The sequence below is a fragment of the Niastella koreensis GR20-10 genome (assembly GCF_000246855.1).
GTDB lineage: Bacteria > Bacteroidota > Bacteroidia > Chitinophagales > Chitinophagaceae > Niastella > Niastella koreensis.
The window spans coordinates 2,921,456-2,941,911 of the sequence record NC_016609.1; the positions used below are offsets into that span (position 1 = coordinate 2,921,456).

Annotated in this window: 10 protein-coding genes; all 10 read right to left on the minus strand. The window is 46.0% G+C overall.

Going from position 1 to position 20,456, the window contains the following annotated elements; all coding sequences use genetic code 11:
• Positions 1 to 22 precede the first annotated feature (22 nt).
• On the minus strand, positions 23 to 2,116 hold the full coding sequence (locus NIAKO_RS11715) for an alpha-L-fucosidase (protein WP_014218629.1): 2,094 nt from the start codon (positions 2,114 to 2,116) through the stop codon (positions 23 to 25).
• Between the two features lie 8 nt (positions 2,117 to 2,124).
• Positions 2,125 to 3,690, minus strand: a complete 1,566-nt coding sequence (locus NIAKO_RS11720; RefSeq protein WP_014218630.1) for a GH39 family glycosyl hydrolase — start codon at positions 3,688 to 3,690, stop codon at positions 2,125 to 2,127.
• Positions 3,691 to 3,774: 84 nt separating this feature from the next.
• Positions 3,775 to 5,217: a cellulase family glycosylhydrolase gene (locus NIAKO_RS11725; RefSeq protein ID WP_081195954.1), complete on the minus strand. Its 1,443-nt coding sequence runs from the start codon at positions 5,215 to 5,217 to the stop codon at positions 3,775 to 3,777.
• A 69-nt stretch (positions 5,218 to 5,286) separates the two neighbouring features.
• Positions 5,287 to 6,768, minus strand: coding sequence for a glycan-binding surface protein (locus NIAKO_RS11730; RefSeq protein ID WP_014218632.1), 1,482 nt, complete (start codon positions 6,766 to 6,768; stop codon positions 5,287 to 5,289).
• 17 nt (positions 6,769 to 6,785) lie between these two features.
• The gene (locus tag NIAKO_RS11735; protein WP_014218633.1) at positions 6,786 to 8,360 is read right to left on the minus strand and encodes a RagB/SusD family nutrient uptake outer membrane protein; all 1,575 of its coding nucleotides are present in this window, start codon (positions 8,358 to 8,360) and stop codon (positions 6,786 to 6,788) included.
• A gap of 15 nt (positions 8,361 to 8,375) precedes the next feature.
• Positions 8,376 to 11,558 (minus strand): SusC/RagA family TonB-linked outer membrane protein, encoded by a 3,183-nt coding sequence (locus tag NIAKO_RS11740; protein WP_014218634.1) that lies wholly within the window; start codon positions 11,556 to 11,558, stop codon positions 8,376 to 8,378.
• A gap of 296 nt (positions 11,559 to 11,854) precedes the next feature.
• Positions 11,855 to 12,682, minus strand: a complete 828-nt coding sequence (locus NIAKO_RS11745) for a hypothetical protein (protein ID WP_014218635.1) — start codon at positions 12,680 to 12,682, stop codon at positions 11,855 to 11,857.
• 30 nt (positions 12,683 to 12,712) lie between these two features.
• The gene (locus NIAKO_RS11750) at positions 12,713 to 14,302 is read right to left on the minus strand and encodes a RagB/SusD family nutrient uptake outer membrane protein (protein ID WP_014218636.1); all 1,590 of its coding nucleotides are present in this window, start codon (positions 14,300 to 14,302) and stop codon (positions 12,713 to 12,715) included.
• An 18-nt stretch (positions 14,303 to 14,320) separates the two neighbouring features.
• Complete coding sequence (locus NIAKO_RS11755) at positions 14,321 to 17,548, minus strand: SusC/RagA family TonB-linked outer membrane protein (RefSeq protein ID WP_014218637.1); 3,228 nt, start codon at positions 17,546 to 17,548, stop codon at positions 14,321 to 14,323.
• A 19-nt stretch (positions 17,549 to 17,567) separates the two neighbouring features.
• Complete coding sequence (locus NIAKO_RS11760) at positions 17,568 to 20,426, minus strand: TIM-barrel domain-containing protein (RefSeq protein WP_014218638.1); 2,859 nt, start codon at positions 20,424 to 20,426, stop codon at positions 17,568 to 17,570.
• Positions 20,427 to 20,456 lie beyond the last annotated feature (30 nt).

A 20,456-nucleotide genomic window follows, 5' to 3' on the forward strand; every position in this document is an offset into this window, starting at 1 on the left:
AAAACATCGTTTATACTTATTTTCATTTTGTGATCACATCTACTTCGCCATAACCAATGTTGTCATTATCCTCAGTATTCTTCAAAGCCCTTAATTTTAGATAACGGGCAGTTACCGCCGTAAACATTTTAGTTTGCCACAAAGGATTATTTTTAATATTCGAAAACTCACCGGCATCTACCAGCTTCCATTCCCTGTTGTCGGTGGATACATAGAACTGGTAATTTGTAATGATACCAGGCCCCCACATGCTTTGGTCGGGGTAATACCTGAAGCCAGTTAAATCTTCTGTTTTTCCTAAATCAATTACGAGATCGGCCGGCAATTTTGTTTCCTTTGGCTGATGCCATGCAGTGGCCGGATCGCCGTCCAATACTACGAACGCCTTTTCATCATCGATGCCAACAATTTTCCAATCGTTTCTTGGGAGATCGAATTGCTCATGGCATTCAGGACTGCTTTTGCGGGTAGCTGCATCAAATGCAATGGCCTTCACTTCCAGTTTTCCGGTTGTTTTAAAAGGACCTGTATATTTCATCGAACCGGGACCAGGTGTACTGCCGTCGAGGGTATAGTAAACACCCGATTCTTCATCAACCGGAATTATTTTTATTTCACCGGACTGGTTCCTGATAACAGCCGGCGCCGCCAGGATCTGTGGCGCGTTATAGATCCCGACATCCGTGATCAGCGGACAAGCTTTTGAACCGGTAATATTCAAACGGACCTTTGTAGCAGTTACACTTCGAAACCTCAGTATGCGTTTGTACCCAATGGTGGTTGCCTTTGCCAGTTCTTTCCAATTCCCGTTAACGAAGGCTTCCAGCGTAAAACTTTTTACCCGTTGCCCCAACCGGATATATTCCTGCACCATAAAACGATTGAACGTGGTTGGCTTGCCCAGCTCTATGGAAAGTGCAGCAGTTGTTATACCGTCATCAGTGGCCCAATAAGTTTCTTTATTGCCATCGGTTACGTTAGCCGCATCAAACTGTTTTACATTGCCACGAACATTTGTAGCCGTTGCGGTTGCTTTTGCAGCAAGATCTGCCGCGAATGCCTCTTTCACTGCTTTAGCAAACCCAAGTGCCGCTTTTTCATCATTGGCATGGATCAACCCATTTGGCATGACCGGAAAGTTGAGCAACAATGTGCCATTACGTCCAATGGAGTTGTAGTAGAGATCCATTAATTGAGGCACTGTTTTTACTTTGGCATCTTCACCCGGATGATAGAACCACTCAGGGCGGATGGATGTATTTACTTCCGCAGCCACCCATGAATCCCCGTTTTCCAGCCCATAATGCAACATATTGTATGGCACTTCACCTGTGGCGTTCAGCAGGCTCCAGTTGGTTTCGCCTACATAACCGGCTTCCGTACCCACCCAACGCAGATCACCCCTGTCGCCTCCATCGTTCCAGATCACTATATTGGGCTGTAGTTTCCGGATAAGCTTATACGTGTTTGACCAGTCGTAATATGTAGTGCGATCAATTTTACGGGTTTCATTGGCGCCGCCATAATAGCCTGAGCCACCATTCGCTCCATCGAACCACACTTCGAAAATGGGCCCATAGTTGGTGAGCAGCTCAGTAAGCTGTTTGCGGAAGTAGGTAATGTATTCCGGTTTCCCATAATCTGGGTGGTTCCTGTCCCATGGCGACAAATAGATGCCTAATTTCAACCCGTATTCTTTGCAGGCATCGGCCATTTCGCGCACCACATCACCTTTACCGTTTTTCCATGGTGCATTTTTTACGGAGTATGCTGTATATTTTGAAGGCCAGAGACAAAAACCACAGTGATGCTTTGCGGTGATTATGATCCCTTTCATACCTGCCTGTTTGCAAATGCGGGCCCACTGCCGGCAATCCAGTTTTCCGGGATTAAACAGTTTCACGTCTTCGTTCCCAAATCCCCATGATTGATCTGTATAGGTGTTTAATGAAAAATGAACAAATGCATAACACTCCATTTGCTGCCACCGCATTTGATTGGCCGATGGCACCGGACCATATGGTTTGGGCGCCGCCGGTTGGGCCCTGGTTTGATATTGTGCACTGGCAAAAAGACTTAATTGAATCAGTAAAACGACAATGATCTTCCTGTTCATTTCTTCGGTTACATTTTAATAAGGTTTAAAAAGAACACATCGTTTTCGCGGATCTCCAGTTCTTTTGAAAAAGGCATTCCGCTTTTCACCGTAACGATCTCCTTCAATACCGGTGACCCATCATTTTGTTGCTTTATTTGTTCCACCTGTTGCCTGTTCAGTTGTGCCGGCTTTCCCATAGACAGATAAGTGGAATACGCATCGTTGCTGCGGTAACCCACTTTATATACTTCCAGCGCATACGTACCGGCAGGCACATTGTTTATTCCTATTTTTACTTTCCCTTTTGATTTTGATGGCAGGTCCTGGATGTAATATTTCTGATTGTGAACAGAATCGCCCGGATGCGTGTTGGTAAAATCCCAAACCAATGCCTGGATGTTGCCTGTTGTATCTTTGCAAACCCACGACGCAGCATCCTTATTTACCAGTTCCATATTCCCCAAACGATTCAGGAACTGGTACGAGTAAAATGCCGGTTTGTTAATGCCTTGTATGGTCAACATACCGAAGCCGCCATGAAATGGTTCGTAACGTGGGCCTGGTTCCTCGAAAATATCGGTGAACACCCAATACGACATGGAATTGGCGGCATTGCCCACCTGTTTCAGTTTTTGTAAAACATAGGCCGCTTCGTGATAGCTGTCGTGAATGGGATCGGACGGTGTATAGGAGGCGCTCCATTCGGTATAATGCAATTCAAGGCCGGGCATTGTAGAGGTTGCGATCTCTTTTCTTGACTGCAGCACGTCGCCACTCACACTCATCGGGTTTTTATCGAGCACGGTACCGCCCTGCCCAAATTCATCCAGGAAGCCCTGTTTTACGCCGTAAGCATGGGTACTGATAAAATCTATGGGCACATTATTCTTATGGCAATAGTCGATCATTTCCGGTTCCCAGGCGGCGCCTGCAGTACCTGGTCCGCCTACGCGGTACTCCTTATTTACGCTTTTGATCGCCTTTGCCGTGTAATTGTACAATTTGAAATAATCCTGTTGCGTGCCCGACCAAAACCCTGGTGACAGGTTGGGCTCATTCCACACTTCAAAATACCAGGTCTTTACTTCGCTGGATCCATAACGTTCTGTAAAGTGTTGTGTAAGGGTACGGATCAAAGCTGTCCATTTATCGTAATCTTTGGGCGGCGTTACATTACCACGCCACCAGAAAATGGTTTGATTGCCGCTGGCCAACGCATTAGGCATGAAGCCCAGCTCAACAAAGGGTTTCATGCCGATGCTTTGCAAAAAATCGAACAAAGCATCTACATACATGAAATTGTAAACCGGGTTTCCCTTGCCGTCTTCTTTATAAACAGCCATGTCGTCTGTTAAAAGCCCGTGCATGCGGATGTACCTGAAACCACATTCTTTTCTTACATAAGCCAATTGCTGCTGCCAGTCGGCCCGCAATCCTTCATTGGCTCTTCCTGCCCCCACGCACTCTTTGAAAAAGGAATTCAGGGGGCCTGCAGTCTTATTGAAGTCAATATCTATCATCCGGGTTTGCGCGTGCAGGTTATCAACGAAGCAATACAGTACGCCAACAAACAACAAAAGCGTTTTTTTCATTAATACTTCCTTTAATAATGTGTTTTTAAGATGTATTTAAAGCCCGACGGAGCCTTTTTACAAACCCCGCCGGTGTGTTTATTATTATTTACCTCCTGCCATAACAGCATTGACCGTACGCTGGTCGAGCACCGCATTATTTAATCTGTCAAAAACGCCACCTGTTTCCCACATAAATGGTTTGGCGCCAATAGCCAGACATTGTTTGGTTAAATACGTGTACCATGCGTCTACCGAATTATTGTGTTTGTCTAATTCTTTAGGTACGTGCGTAGTGTTTGTTGCAGACCTTCTGTTGGTGGAATATTCTCCCATTACACAGGGAATGCCTTTATCGATATAATTTTCTTTTATCATTTTATAATAGGCCAGCTGGTCTGCTTCCTCGCCGCTTGTGCAATTACGTATAGGCTCGATAACGGAATGATTGCCCGCACCCCAGTAGTACAAAATATTGCCCCAGCCGCCTTCAGCGGGATCGGCATCTAAAATGGCAAAACTGGTGGGTGAATAGTTATGGAATTCATACGCCAGCCGGTCGGGTGTTGGATCGGAAGGGAAATACCTGCCCGGACGAATAAACTCGTCTGGGCCCTGGATGATCAACGTCCGGTAAGCATTTTTTCCGCCGGTACTGCGCACGGCATTGATAAATGTTTGATGATATGAAACCAACACCTTTGCTGTGGCATCATCTGTACAACCGGGTTCGTTGGCGCTGGCAAACATAACATGTTCATCAAAGCCACGGAAGGCAGTAGCAATTTGTTCCCAGTAAGCTTTTTGCCGGGCATTCACACTATCGGTCTTGGCAAGGGAAACATTGTTCTCCAGCCAGCCGCCATCCCAGTGAATGTTTACAAAAACATACATGTCGTTGTTAACACACCATTGTATTACCTGTTTTACCGAGTCCATCCAGGCTTGCGGTATTTTGGCCGTTGGATTATTTCCACCATGTAAAAACCAGCCGCAGGGAATACGTACGGAATTAAAGCCGGTTTGTTTTAAAAAGCTTATATAGGAAGCAGTTGGATACGGCTCTATATTATTTAATTCAAGTGTATTACCAATGTTCACGCCCAGCTTTAATTTGCCGATCAACTGGGTGGCAGTGCTGCCCATACCCGATGCATCGGCAGCAACAGGCGATGTATTGTACGAGGGGAACATATACGCAGGCTGAAAGATGTTGATCCGTCTTGCCTGGCCGTTCGAGGCGCTCAGGAAGATCAGCTTTGTGCGGCTGGCGCCGGTTTTATTGGTGTCGGCTACGCTGATCTTAATGGTGGCATCACCGGCACCACCGGAAATGGGATCTACTTTCACCCAACCGAACCCGGTGGTATCAATGAGCCACGAGCTATTGCTGTTAAAGTTGAGTGTTTGTATGCTGCCTGTGGAAGCAATAGTATCTGTTTGATTAGCCAAATCAGTATAGGCGGGCGCATTTTGCTTCTTGCAAGAGAATAATCCCATGAGTATTATAAAGCCCCCTGCCATTATGAAAGTTATTTTAGTCTTCATATTGTTTATTTAAAAGTTGACCGGTTTACCAGTTGACAAGTAAAAGCATTCGCGGATGACCTGGTTAACTTATTTTATTTTAACTACTCTAACATTGTCAAAGCCTGCATAATACCCGGTTTCGGTGGCCGATGATCCATAATTATGCATATACAAATACATTCCACTGTTACCGGAAGGACCAATCAGTTTTGTAAGGTCTGATAAAGCGGCGCCTCTACCGTCCCCGGCAGAACTTTTTGCTTTAAAGGAAGACAATGGTATTGTTACCGTTACCCAACCTTTTGTTGAAAAGGCTACAGCACCTGAAGTTGTATTCCAGGGTTCGAATCTGAATATATAGTCGGTGATATCACTAGCTATAACAAGCGAAGCTCCATTCCATGGTTTGGGCACACTCATTTCAAATTTAATTGCCCAGTTTTCTGGTTGCTCTGTTAAGTTGGAAGACGGCACCCATTGTGCGGCATTGAGGCGAATTGCTGTAGAAGTGTTATTTCCGTCAGCACTGTTCATATTACTGCCATTCAGCTGCAAATACATGGAACTGTTACCTGATAGCAGCGGATCATAAGGAGGCCAGCCCGAGTTGGGGTCACCCGATTCAAGCGAAGCACCGCCCCACCATTGCCACCCGAATGAACCGCCCCATTCAAAATTGCCTATGATACCGGTATTAATATCATTCACGTTAAAAGTTGTAGATGCAGTTCCGTAGAGTGTTGTTATAGTTACAATACCTGGTGCAGACAGGGTTGGACATACAAAACCAACGGAACTGTAATCCGGGGCAACATTATAAGAACTAATGGTAGCGCCCGCGAAAACAATGCTTTGGATGTCTTTAAAAGCCGCCCCAACTATATAAACTGAGTCACCGGCATGGGGATTCTCGTTTGATATTAATAGTATACTCGGTTTGCCCACTGCATAGGTTTTGGTGGTAGTGGCCGTTCCCCCCTTTGCTACCACCGTTATAACACCGCCGGGCACCTGGTTCAATGGCGGACAAACAAATCCTATCCGGGTACCCATTGAATCTACATTGTACTTTGTAATGCCGGCGCCGGCAAATTGTACACTTTGCACTAAAAAGAAGCTGGAGCCTACAATATAAACTGAATCACCCGGGAAAAATGTTTCGGTGCTGACACCTGTAATTACAGGCGCCGGGTAATTGAAATTGAAACTGTAAGTAGTGGTACCGGAAGTGGTTACATAAGTAACTGTGTTGAGCAATTCGTCCGGAACGCCGTTAAACGGAATCACCGAAGGGATTTGAACGACAGCCATATCGTTGGCAAAATTCCCATAATTAAAACTGGCTTCAACGCCATCGAAACGGATATGAAGGGCGTTCTTCAAATTCTGCCCGTGAATAACCACCCACTGGCCCGGTGTTATACCCGTTACAACTGTATCATTGGGTGCGGCCGCATAATTTCGAATAGATGTTATTAATGGTTCGGCGCTTACCTTTTCCTTTTTGCAGGCAGGCATTATGACTATAACCAGTAATGCTATGGCGGAGAGATATTTTATACAATTCATCGTTAGGGAGTTAAAAATTAATAATAGGGAACCGGAGCCTCGGCCAGCCTGGGATCGGCAGTTAGTTCAGATGCAGGTAACTGCAAGGTGAACGACGCAATAGTGGCCGGCACAACAGCCGGATCAGGTTTATCCGGTGTAACCGTTCCTTTGTCGTACGAAAACGATACCCGCTGCTGATTGTTGAGGATGTTCACTGCTTTAACAGGGTTCCAGTAAGAAAGCCGAACCAGGTCTAACCAGTATTGCCCTTCAAAAGCAAACTCAACCCTTCTTTCCTTCAGCACACTGTCCATGTTTATGGTTGTAACAGGATCAATACCGGCCCTCGTTCTTACCTTATTAAAATATTTCAATGCTTCGGTATTGGCGGTGGCGCCATTGTTCCCCAAAATGGCTTCGGCATATACCAGGTACACATCAGCCAGGCGAAGCACCGCATCATGTTCAATAGAAGCGGTATAGGTCATAGTGGGCGTATTATTATCCTTTTCATTGCCGATAATATGCTTTTTCATACTTTGTCCCCCGGATTTATACCCCCCGCCTGCCGCATTCAATTCAGGATAATAATCTCCATTGAGCATAATGGTTGCTTTCCTTCTTACGGTATCATTGGCAGAATAGTTTAGAAACAGGTCGTACGTAGGCGTCAACGCATTCCAGGCCCCGTTACGTTGCGGGTTAATATCACCTGAAGGCGAATAGGTAAGAAATAAATTACCTTCTTCCCAGCTTACACTTGCGCCTGTAGCCCATTGCAGCGCAAACAATGCTTCGGGATTGTCGTTGTATTGTGATCTGAACAGATTATAATAACTACTCAATAAATTCAACCCGCTTTTATTGCAAACATTGCCCGCATATTTTATGGCGCTGTCTAAATAGGATTGATTGCGTGTACCGTTGCCCTGCCCCAGGCCGGCCATAGTGAGGTACACTTTTCCCAGCATCCCCTGCGCCGACCAGGTGGTTACGCGGCCTTTTTCATCGGTAACAGGCAGGCTTTGTGCCGCAAAAGTGAGATCATTGGCAACGAACTTATACACATCGGTAACGATATTCCGTTTTACCAACGGGTCCTGTATCAGCTTGCTGTTGTCTTCAATGATGGGTACTGCGCCCCACATCATGGCCAGGTAATAATAGGCCGTTGCCCGGATAAATTTTGCTTCGCCCAACGCGGCATTTTTATCAGCATCACTGATCGTTTTATCTGCCTTTTGTTGTATTGAATTGATAACCGTATTGCATTGACCAATCAAATTGTATAATCCCTTCCAGCCACCCTGCATTACGCTATTGCCGGCAGTAATGGTGCGGGTATACAATTGCTGCCAGTCACTGATCCATTGGCGGGTGCCGTTGCCGCTTAAAATGTCTCCCAACTGCAAACAGGCTTCCTGATGCCATACCCCCCAGGTAGGTCCGCCATACAAACTGGCGGTAGCCAGTCTTAATTCCGAAGTGGTCTTATAAAAGTTATCTGCACTTATTTGCGATTGTGAAGGACGGTCGAGATAGCCTTTCTTACACCCGATACCGGATATTACAACAAGCGTGGTCAGTATAATTATATGAATGTGTTTCATGATCTCAAAACTTTTTTACTTGGTTAAATTCAGGTTCGCGCCAATGGTAAATGTTCTGGGTTGCGGATAATAGCCGTTATCCCAACCGGCCTGTAAAGGATTCCAGGAACCGATCTCGGGATCCATGCCAGAATAATTGGTTATCATGAAAGCATTTGAAACAGTTACATAAAATCTTAGTGCATGCAGGTGCGCTTTCGCTAATAATGCTTCAGGAACTCTATATCCCAGCGAGATGTTTTTGCATTTGATAAACGAACCATCCTGGATGTACAGATCAGACGGGCGGCTGTTCTCGTTCGTATTGTCATTTCTGAGACCTACAATTTTCGTATTGGGGTTCTTCACATAAGCGTTGTAGATATTAGCTGTAGATTCATTGGGATCTTTATAGGCAACCTGGGCATATTCCAGCACAGACCTGAAATAGCTGGTATTGTTCTGTGGATTGGTTTGTGAGATCAATAACTGATTAAACACTTTATTGCCCACATTGGCACTGAAGAAAACGTTCAGATCAAAATTTTTATACGTGACCGAGTTATTAAACCCAAATTGAAACTTTGGGATAGGAGAACCCAAAAACGTTTGGTCTTTTGAGTCAATAACCCCGTCCCCGTTCAGGTCTTTATATTTTCTATCGCCATACCAGATGCCACCACCATTAGGCGAAATGGGATACGGAACGCCGCTTTGGTTTACCGGTAATGCATGGCCGGTAAAATCTTCCGGCCTGGCAAACACGCCATCGAACAAATAGCCATAAAACTCCCCGATCGGCTGGCCTACCACTGTTTTTTCAAACACATATCCATTGTAGGATTGCGACAGGTTGGCCGCATCGCCGCCCGCACCCAGGCTTACTATCCTGTTTACATTGTGTGAAACAGTAAAATCGGTTCTCCAGGTAATATTTTTCGTTGTAATGTTGGTAGTACTGATCTTAAGATCAAATCCTTTATTACTGGCAGCGCCCACATTCACAATTGGCGCCTGCATGGCTCCGGGCGACCATCCTGTTGTAGTTCCGGAAAACAAAGGCAATGGCAGGCTCAACAACAAACCATCGGTTTTACGGTCGTACAGGTCAAGCGAAAAACTTATTCTCCCGTTAAAAAAGGTTCCGTCAATGCCGACGTTGGAATATTTTGTTTTCTCCCATGAGATATAGGGGTTTGCCAGGTTATACTGAAATTGCGCCGAACCTGATAAGGCATTATTCACCGATGAAAGCAGGGTAACAAATCTATTGTCCGATATTGCCTGGTTATTGGTTATACCATAGCCTACCCGCAATTTTAACTCGTTTATATATCTTACATTCTTTAAAAAGGCTTCATTATTTATTTTCCAGGCCAATGCACCGGAATACGTATTCACCCAACGTCTGCCAGGAGCAAAATTGGAAGAACCATCTCTACGAATATTTCCGGTTAACAAATACCTGTCGCTCCAACCAGCATTGATCCGGCCAAACCACGATTCAAGCGCCGGTCCTGATCCTTTTCCCCCACTGTTTGCGGTTGTATTGGCATCGCCGCTGCTGATCGCCGTCACAGAATTGGAAGGAAAATTTTGTCTGGATGCCGATAAACTCTTAAAAGTGCTTAATTGCGCTTCATGCCCCGCCAATACATTTATAGTCAATTTTTGAAAGGAATGGTTGTAGGTCAAAAAATTACGAACTACGGTATAGATATTTTGCCCCGAGGAGGCGGAGGAAGAATTGGTGTTATTGACCACCCTGCCAAAATTATAGGTTGGGTTAAAGGATGCTTCGGTACTGAAATCAAAATTGCCCGACACCTCATTCCTCAATGATAGATCTTTATAAAACTGAATTTCGGCATAGGCATTGCCAAATACCTGGTTCCTGTTTTTGGTATGCGAATTTAAAAGCGCCAACCCAACCGGATTCGGGACCGGGGTGATCCATCCTGCCGTATTGGTGATACCGCCAAAGGTGCCATCCAGGTTTTTTACGGGGATATCGGGTGTTAAGATCAGGGCACTGTTTATTACACTGGAAGAAGTGGCGTTCACATTTTCGTCAACGTGCGACAATTGCAGGCTGGTACCTATTTTCAGCCAGTCGGTTGTTTTGTTGTCGAGGTTCAAACGAACCGAATATCTTTTAAAATCAGAGCCAAGCGCAATGCCTTCCTGATCAAAGTAGGCAGCTGATAATAAATACTGGGTACGGGCATCGCCCCCATTTACAGTAACAGCATGATTTTGCATAGGCGCCTTACGGAACAATTCAGTTTGCCAGTCGGTGCCCTTTCCCAGGTATTTGGGATTTACAAATTCAGGCCTGGCATCGAACCCCCACACCGTGGCCCGGTCGTTTAACAGCGAAGCGAATTGCTGCAGATCAACCGTAGGCAATCTTTTAGGTAATTCCTGGTAACCATAATACCCATCGTATGAAATGGCAGGCGCGCCTACGCGGCCTCTTTTGGTAGTAATTACTATAACGCCATTGGTTGCCTGAGAACCATAAATGGCGGTGGCCGAGGCGTCTTTTAATACGTCGATACTTTCAATTTCATTTGCGTTGATGGTATTTAAAGGATTTGAACCACTGCCCGGATCGCTGGGTGCCGGAATAATAACGCCGTCTATTACATACAAGGGTGCATTTTTTCCGTTGATCGATGATACGCCACGAATTTGAATCGATACGCCACCGCCAGGCTGACCGGAAACCTGTTGTACCACCAAACCGGCTACTTTACCCTGCAGCGCCTGGTCAAAGGTGGCAGCAGGCAGTTTCCGCAGTTCTTCCCCACTCACCGAGGAAATGGAGCCGGTGACATCTTTCCTTCTCACTTTTCCATACCCGATCACCACCACATCATCGAGCTTTAAAGCAATTTGTTCCAGTTTTACTTCCAGGGTATTGTTCCTGCCCACCCGCACTTCCTTCGTCTGGTAACCGATCATAGAGATCAGCAGCCTGTCGCCCAGGCTGGCTTCAATAGTAAACTGACCATTGTTGTCGGAAACGGTGATGGCGGAGGTACCCGGAACCGAGATGGAGGCATCGGGTAAGGGCTTGTTGTCGACGGAAGATAGAATTTTGCCGGTGATCTTCTTTTTACCGGCCTTTTCCTGCGCCTGGCTGTTAAGGGCAAATAGCAGGCAGCAGGAAAAACTGCATAGCAGCAGTTTTTGCACAATCGTAAATACTCTCATAAGCAAACAATTACGTTAGCGATTAATAATTAACTGTTTTGGTCGTTAGATACGCTGAACGCTTAACGCGCAATGCATTCTGCGTTCAGCGTTTTGCGTTTAGCATCGGCACTTTGGATGGTATAAATCTAATGCACTACGCTGTAACGCAAGGGTGCTAAAAGTTGCAAATGATGGCATAAAATGTTGCAGGCAAGTGATTTTCAGCACCGTTCGGGCGTGCCATAAAAAAACCCGCCAACCTGTTCAATTTTCATTGACCTGTAGCGGGTGTTTTCCAGATGTCCTAAATGGCCCTAATGTGCGTCGTAATACTTCTTTGTGATATAATTATAGATTAACCAGTTACTGGCATCTTTTTTAGCAATCAGTTGCAGGGTGCTGTCGGTAAGCGTTTTCACGGTCATTCTCGCATTCCAGTTGGCAACCTGGCCACCTTGCGCTTTGTCATGTAAAACCTGCGCATCTATGGTCGCCAACTCACTGGTGGCGGGGTACAACATGAATTTACCGGTTCCCGACAGGTCGGGGAACATTTTATTATTGGCGCTGAAATTGGCATTACCAACCAGGTTAAACGTCATGGTGCCATAGTCGCCAGCTGAAACGCCTGCCCAGCCAATATCTTTAAATGCAGGGTCCCATTCCCATCCTGAACCACCAAAGTAAAATGGTCCCGCAAAAAATTTACTCACCCCTTTTGCATCCAGGTCCAGCACCCATGTTCTGGAGCTATCCAACCCACCACCGGTGAGCTTGAGCCACATGGGGTCGCTTACGGTCTTTTTGTCGATGGTAGTTATGGTTACAACCGTTGTATCGGCCTGTACAAGACCACCTCCGCTTTCCACACCATACACGAATTTGTAGGTTCCGGGAAAAGGCACATTGGTAGTGTCGGTTACCCTGATGGACTGTCCGTAAGGAGTAACCCAGTACGGGGTAAGCCCCGGCGTTAAACTTGTTAAAACAATATCATTGGGATTTGCCGATGACGGCGCAATGGTGAACTTCAGATCATTCTTGTTGGCTTTCCCCCCCAATTCAAATATTTCAGGCCTGCACGAAGCAAACAGCAGCGCTGATGCTGCAATTGCCAATACTTTATTGAAATTATTATTCATTTCCATTAATTTTTAAGTTATGCGTGTCTGTTACCAGCCGGCATTTTGTTTCAGGGTACCTGACGCCAGCGTGATCTGGTCGTTTGGTATTTGCTGAAACCCGCGGGTTGCTTTAATATTATCCTTCAGTTTTGAAGCAGAAGGCGGCGTTGCCGTGCCATCCTGGAAGTAGGAAACCGTTGTATTGGCAGCAATGGTAGCAGCTGCAACATCAATACCCTGGCGCAATAGGTCCCAATAACGTAACCCTTCACCCGCAAATTCCAACCTGCGCTGGGCTAAAATATCTGCTTTAGTTACCGCAACTGCAGGCGCAGCGGAAGGATCGGCTCTATGCAGCACCTGGTTATAATAATTTACCGCATTGGGACTGCCCAATTCAGCAGCCATCAGCAACACATCTGCATAGCGAATGGCGAAAAAATCCTGGTACTGCCCGGTTTGAAAATTGGATACCAAAGAATTTCCACTCTTGTCGCACAGCATGGAATATTTTTTCATAAAATATCCTGTGTATTCCCGGCAGTCACTCGATTTGGTGTAATCAAGATTTTCATCGGCTATAGAAGTGATGGTAGCAAAACGGCGGGTATCGGTTGATGGATACAGGTTCCAGAACTTAGGATCAACCGTACAGGCGCCCCAACCGGACTGGTAAGGATAAATGCTTTGCGAACGGATGCCTTCCATAACCATCCACCGGTTACCGGTAGCGTCTGCCGACCAGTTGTCGGTTGAAGAATATTTAATAGCAAAGACTACTTCGGGGTTATCTTCGCCTGCATAAGTAACATTCTTTGCAGTGGAAGCGGCCGGCCATAACGTGTTGAAATCGCTTACCAGTGAATGTCCGCTATGGGCAATCACATCTTCTACGGCTGCTAAAGCAGTAGCTGCCGTTTCACCGGCAATAGTGGTTTTTCCATACAAACCTGAGTAAAACAGGTAGGCACGCGCCAATAAAGATTCCGCAGCCCATTTGGTTATTCTTCCGCTGGGTACAGTTTTGTAAGAAGCCGCAGGAAGACTATCAGCGGCTTCCCGTAAGTCGGTCATGATCTGCGTAAACGTTGCGTCCGGATCGGCTTGCGGCACATTGGCAAGGGTAGGCGTTATTACCAGGGGAACATTTTCGAATAACCTAACCAGGTCTAAATAACAGTAAGCCCGGATGAACTTTGCCTCGGCAGCATATTTTGTTCTTAACGCAGTACTGTCGCCCCATACTACCTTATCCATGTTTTGCAATAATACATTGCAGCGGTAAATGGTTTGGTAGTATGCTTTCCAGCCCCCGCTGTGAAAAGAAATATCCGAAGGGGAAATTGATTTATCAAATTCATCTACCATGGCCCAGCCATACCCGTCAAAAGCGCCCGTGCCGCCAAAGCTGTTGTCGGAGAAAACTTCCAGCAAAGCAGGCACCTGATCATTGTTATAGATCTGATCGAGCCCATTGTAACAACCCACCAGGGCCGTATATGCTTCGGAAGGTTTTTTATAATAAGAGAGTGTGGTTTGCTTGGCATCGGTTAGTTCGGTGGTAAGAAATTTTTTACACGAACTGAAGGTTATTATTGCAGCAAGGGCAACAATGATATTTCTATATCTTTTTTTCATGATTTTTCTTTTTCTCATTTAGAAAGTAATGTTCACACCTGCCATATATACCCGGGGGCGCGGATAAAATCCATTATCAACACCCTGGCCAAAAGAATGGGGATTATTGGCAGTGGCGCTGTTTCCACTTGCATCCGGAGCGGAGGCGCCCACCTCAGGGTCCATACCGGTATATTTGGTAAACGTGATCAGGTTTTGAGCAGCTACATACACGCGGAACTGGCTTAAATATTTCCATCTTACCAATTTCGCCACATCGTACCCGAGCGTAACGTTCGACACCCTTAAATAACTTCCATCATGAATATAGAGATCTGAAAATTCCGTCCAGTTAGAACTGTTCTGTGTAATGCGGGGCATTGTGTTCGATGTGCCTTCCCCATGCCAACGGCTAAGGATCTCGGTGGTATAGTTAGCCCATTGACCGGGACTACGGTACGACTGAACAATTTTATTACCTGCCACGCCATTGGTGGTAACCGACAGATCGAAGTTTTTATAGTTGGCTGAAAACCGGAAACCAAAAATATGATGCGGGTTGGGATCACCGATATTGGTCTTATCTTTTGCGTCAATTACGCCGTCGCCATTCAGGTCTACCAGTTTCACGTCACCGGGTTGCGCATTCGGTTGCAACAACCCTTGTTTACCACTCCAGTTCTGCACTTCGGCCGTGTTCTGAAAAATGCCTGCTGTTTTATACCCCCAGAAATAACCAATAGGATTTCCGGCAGCAGCACGGAAAAATTCAGGGCCATTCACATATAAACTGTTTGTACCACCGTGAATGATGCCATCGGCCGTTGGGATATTGTTCACCATATTCTTATTGTAGGCATAAGAACCGGAAACACTATAGGTAAAATCGCGTCCAACATGATCGTTATAGGATAATTGAAGCTCTATACCTTTATTGGTAACATTTCCGCCATTGATGTATGGGTTAATGCTAACACCGGCAGTGGCCAGCAAAGGCGCCGCCACTAACCAGTCTTTCGTGGTCTTATTGTACCAGTCGAGGCTTACGTCTAATTTATTATTCAACACCCTGGCATCGATACCGATATTGGTTTGACGGGAAGTTTCCCATTTAGTGTTTTCAACACCAATTGTTTGCGGATAGGAGCCCTGGGTTAACGTGCTGTTATCACTGCCGAAATTGTACCGGGCATTTGCCAGGGAAATTAAAGAAAGATAGTTAAAGGCATCTATGCGATCATTACCGTTGGTACCCCAGCTTGCTCTTAGTTTCAGAAAGTTCAACCAGGTTTTGGTGGCCGCCATGAAATCTTCATTGCTGGCTACCCAACCGGCAGAAAGCGATGGAAAATAGCCCCATTGATGACCGGGGGCAAACATGGTAGAACCATCGGCACGGAAAATAGCAGAAGCCAGGTATTTTTCTTTCCAACTGTAATTAACCCGGCCGAAAAAAGAAGATTGTGCATAGATCGCGTCGGTATTTCCGTTCAATGCGATTGTATTATTTACGTGTTGCCTGGAAGTATCACTGGGATCCATTGTAATTCCGGTTACTATGGAATTATTCAAATAAGCCCGGTCAAAAGAACCGAATAATGTGACTCCTGTATTGCTTATGTTATTCCAGGTTGCCCGGGATTGCCGTACCGAGCTACCGGCCAACACATCAAAATGGTGCTCTTTAATGCTGAACTGATAATTGATGGTATTATCAAAGTTCCAGGTATATCCCTGCGAAGCACCCTGACTGATGTTCTCATAACTATTGAAAGCATAAATCGATAATGTATCATAGGTGGGCCGGTAACTATGACTGGACGAAGAAGAATAATTCAAACCGAAAACCGATCTTATCCTTAAATTTTTGATGGGCTGCAGTTCTGCATACACATCTCCTATCAATCTTTGTGTCTTGTTATCATTCTGGTTATTGTATTGCATCAACGCATACGGGTTGGCTTCGGTATTATTCCAGGGCCCGCCATTATAGATAGTAGACTTCCTGCTGTCTAAATAAGCGCCTTTTTCATTGTATATCGCCAATAAGGGGCTTGTACCTATGGCGCCGGCCAGCACGTTGCCCGAATACAATCCACCGTCGGCCACTCCTTTTTGATCGATCATTGAAAAAGTGAGGTGTTCCCCTACTTTCAATCCGCCGTCGTATAGTTTACGTTCAGAGTTTGCCCGGAAGTTGATGCGTTTATAATCTGACAGGTTTGCACCGCCAATGATACCCCCCTGTTCAGTATAGGAGCCACCCAATGAATAAGACGACACATCACTTCCGCCATTGGCGCCTATAGTGAAATTTTTGATCGGCACATTGGTAGAAAATATTTGTTTTAACCAGTCGGTGCCCTGAGCAGGCAGCAAGCTGCTCCCTTTGGCCAGGTCATTAATCTGCGCCTGCGTGAAAAGCGGCGCCTTACCACTGTTAACGGCTGCTTCATTTTGCATGGTAGCATATTGTTCTGCATTCAGCAACGGCAGTTTACGGGCAACGTTCTGCACACCGTAATACGCATCGATCGAGATCTGCCCGTCTTTTTTACCTGATTTTCCGTTTCGTGTAGTGATCAGAACCACCCCGTTGGCGCCGTTGATACCATAGATGGCGCAGGAGGCCGCATCTTTTAAAATGTCTACTGAAGCAATGTCCGAATTGTTTAAATAGGTAATGTCGCTGGTGATAACCCCATCCACCACATACAGGGGATTTGCATTGCCGATAGTTCCGGCGCCGCGGATAGTCACTTTAAAACCACCACCGGGTTGTCCGGACGTAGAAGTAATGTTAACCCCGGCTGCCTGGCCCTGCAATGCCTGTAAAGCATTGGTGGTGTTCAATTTGGCAAGGTCTTCCCCTTTTACCTGGGAAGTAGCGCCGGTAACCAGTTTTTTCTTTTGCGTACCATAACCGATCACGATCACATTATCCAGTTGATTGACGGCTTCCTTCAACTGGATACTTAATTCACCGGTACCCGCTTTAATTTCCTGGCTGAGAAAGCCAACAGCGCTGATAGCAAGAACATCTTTGGGTGATGCCTCGATCATAAACTTTCCGGCAGCGTCGGTAACAGTTGAACGGCTGGTTTTCTTTACCGTAACCGTTACCCCCTGAACCGGTGCGCCATGTTCATCTGTGACGGCACCACTCACCTTTGCTGATTGCGCAAAAGCATTTGTGTTTGCGAGGAATACAAGTAGCATACTCCACAGCATCATTGTTCGCAAGCGAATCGTTTTGGTTGATCTCATATTTAATTGTTTAACTTAACTACAATTTTATCACTGCCTTTTTCCCATCATACAACACTTCTTTATCGCCTCTTACTTCCAGGTTAAGACTCTTTGGTTCTTTAGTCGTTATGACATTGATATGAAATGTTCTATTCTGCAGCATGCCATTGAACGAGCCTTTACGATCATCGATGGTAATTGTTTTTGTTGCTTCGTTATATTTTATGGGAATGATGGAGAACGCGCCTTTTTCGTAATTGTAATTGGTGCCTTCATCTTCATACAGGTTGAAGGAGGCATCTGCCCCGGCATACACGTTCAGGGTGATGGTATCGGCCGGTTTTTGCGAAGTGTACTGCAACGCCGGCCCAAAGGGTATGATGGAACCCGCTTTTACAAAAACAGGCATGCGCTCATAGGGCGCTTCGGCGTTGATATGCTGACCGCCTGCATACCATTTGCCTGAATACAGGTCGTACCAGCCTGCGCATTTGGGCAAATACAATTCGCGGTTGCGTTGTTTATAATTGTACACCGGGTTTATAAGCAGGGAAGGACCGAACATGTATTGGTCTCCGGTGTTGGCAACCGCTGTGTCTTTTGCAAAGTCCATTACCAGCCCGCGCATGATGGTGCTGTTTTCATGGTAAGCGGCCCCGGCCAGGGAATAGATATAAGGCAACAGGCGGTACCGCAGGTTATCGTAGTAAAGAATGCTTTTGTAGGCAGCATGATCATCGGGCGCAATATTATAGACCTCCCGGTAAGGGAACTGTCCGTGCGCCCGGAACAAAGGCACGAATGCGCCAAACTGGTACCAGCGGGCATTCAACTCCCGCCATTCTTCCAGGCTTTCTGCATTGGGATTTTCAAATTTTTCCGGCACTACAAAACCGCCAATGTCCATGGTCCAGTAAGGAAGCCCCGACATAGAGAAATTGACGCCTGCAGTGATCTGGTTCTTCAAATCGCGCCAGGTAGCGCCAATATCACCGCTCCAGATAGCGGCTGCATAACGTTGCGAGCCTGCATAACCCGAACGGGTGAGCAGGAACACCCGTTTATCAGGGTCCTGTGAACGTTGTCCTTCATAAATACCTTTTGCATTTTGCAAAGGATAGGCATTCAGGTATTCGGCGGCAGGGCCTAAGGCAGTGGGCGTCATCTGCAATTTTCTTCTTTCAGGACTTACATTCGAAAGTATATCGGGTTCGCTGGCATCCATCCACCACGCATCGATGCCTTTGCTGTAAATTTTATCGCTGATCAAATTCCAGAACCCTTTCCGGGCTTCTGCATTGAATGCATCATAAAAAGTGGAAACATATCCTTTGCCTATCCAGTCCCGTTGGCTGTCGGCAATATTTCTTTTATACAACCAGCCTTTTTTATCAAACTCATTGTAGGTGGGTATGCCTTCATAAAACTTGGGCCATACCGAAATCATCAGGTGGGTATTGTATTTTTGGTGCAATACATTAATCATACTGTCGGGCGAAGGAAAACGGGTTTCATCAAACTCCTGGCTGCCCCATCCCGCTTCTTTCCAGTAGCTCCAGTCCAGTACTATATTATCGATGGGAATTTTTCTTTTTCTGAATTCATCAACGGTCGAAAGAATCTCGGCCTGCGTTTTATACCGCTCGCGGCTTTGCCAAAAACCCAATGCCCATTTGGGAACTATCGGCGCTTTGCCTGTAAGATCGCGGTAACCGGAGATCACCTCATCCATATCGTTGCCGTAGATAAAATAATAGTCTATCTGCCGGCCCGCTTCGGACAAAAATCCAAAGCTGTTTTGCGCAGCTGCGCTCAATGGCTCCTGCCATTTCAGGGAAAGATAGGATTCGCCGCCTTCGGGGGTCCATTCAATTTTAACCGGTATCTTTTCTCCCTTATTTAAATAGAAGGGCACCAATACCGGCGCCGGGTTCCAGGCCTTCCGCCAGTGGTCCAGTACCAGTTTTCCGTTGAGCCAAACTTTCAGCGAACCACCAACTGTGAACCGGAATTGATGAAGACCGGTGAGATAGCTGGCCACGCTGCCTTCCCAGGAGACCACGCCTGTTGCAGGTGTAAAGCCTGCAGGAAGCTGTATCTTTGAATCGCCCAGGAAGGGCATATCAATGCTGGTTTCCGCCCTTTCAAGATTTACCTGTTGTGGATGTCGTTTGTCGTTGGAATAGGAAGCTGTTAACCAGCCTGCCTCTCCCTGCTTTGAGAACAATTGTAAAGATGCAAGGGGGTGAAGCGGCCTGGTATCGCCTGCAGTGGTCAATGAATAATTATCCCAAAGGATGCCATAATTTTTACGTGAGATCAAAAAAGGAATGGCCACCTCAGTATTGTTTTGAAAGAACTGCACCTGTTGTCCTCTGTAATTATAGATCCCGTCCTGGTGCTGGCCCAATCCATACCAGGCATCGTCGGGCATGGTTTCAAAAGTTTGCTCCAGGGTAAAACAGCGTTTGCCATCAAACACCGCAGGCTCAAAATGCCGGCCCAATGCCTGTTTTTCGGCCAGGATCTTTTCACCCTTTGCATCCCGGAAAGAAACAGCGCCTGTTTTAAGGTCAACAACAGCCGTGAGCCTTTTTGTTTTTACTGTTATACTTTCTTTTGATGGAATCACATTCCAGAAAAGGTCGGGCCTTTTTTTATAAACGGTGATCAAACTTTCAGTGGAGGTAATGTCTTTTTCAGGGGCTGCGATCACTCTTATAATATTATCGGTGATCACCTCCAGCTTAACCGCATTGGAGGTACCGGTAACAAGCGGATCGGTATAAATTATTACGCCGTCGGGCGTTGTTTTGTAAGCAGGGGGAGCTGCTGCCAATAATGTATTTATGACAATAATGTTGAATAACCCTGATAACAGTGTTCGTAGTTTCATATAAACAATCAATCGTTAAACGGATAGTGT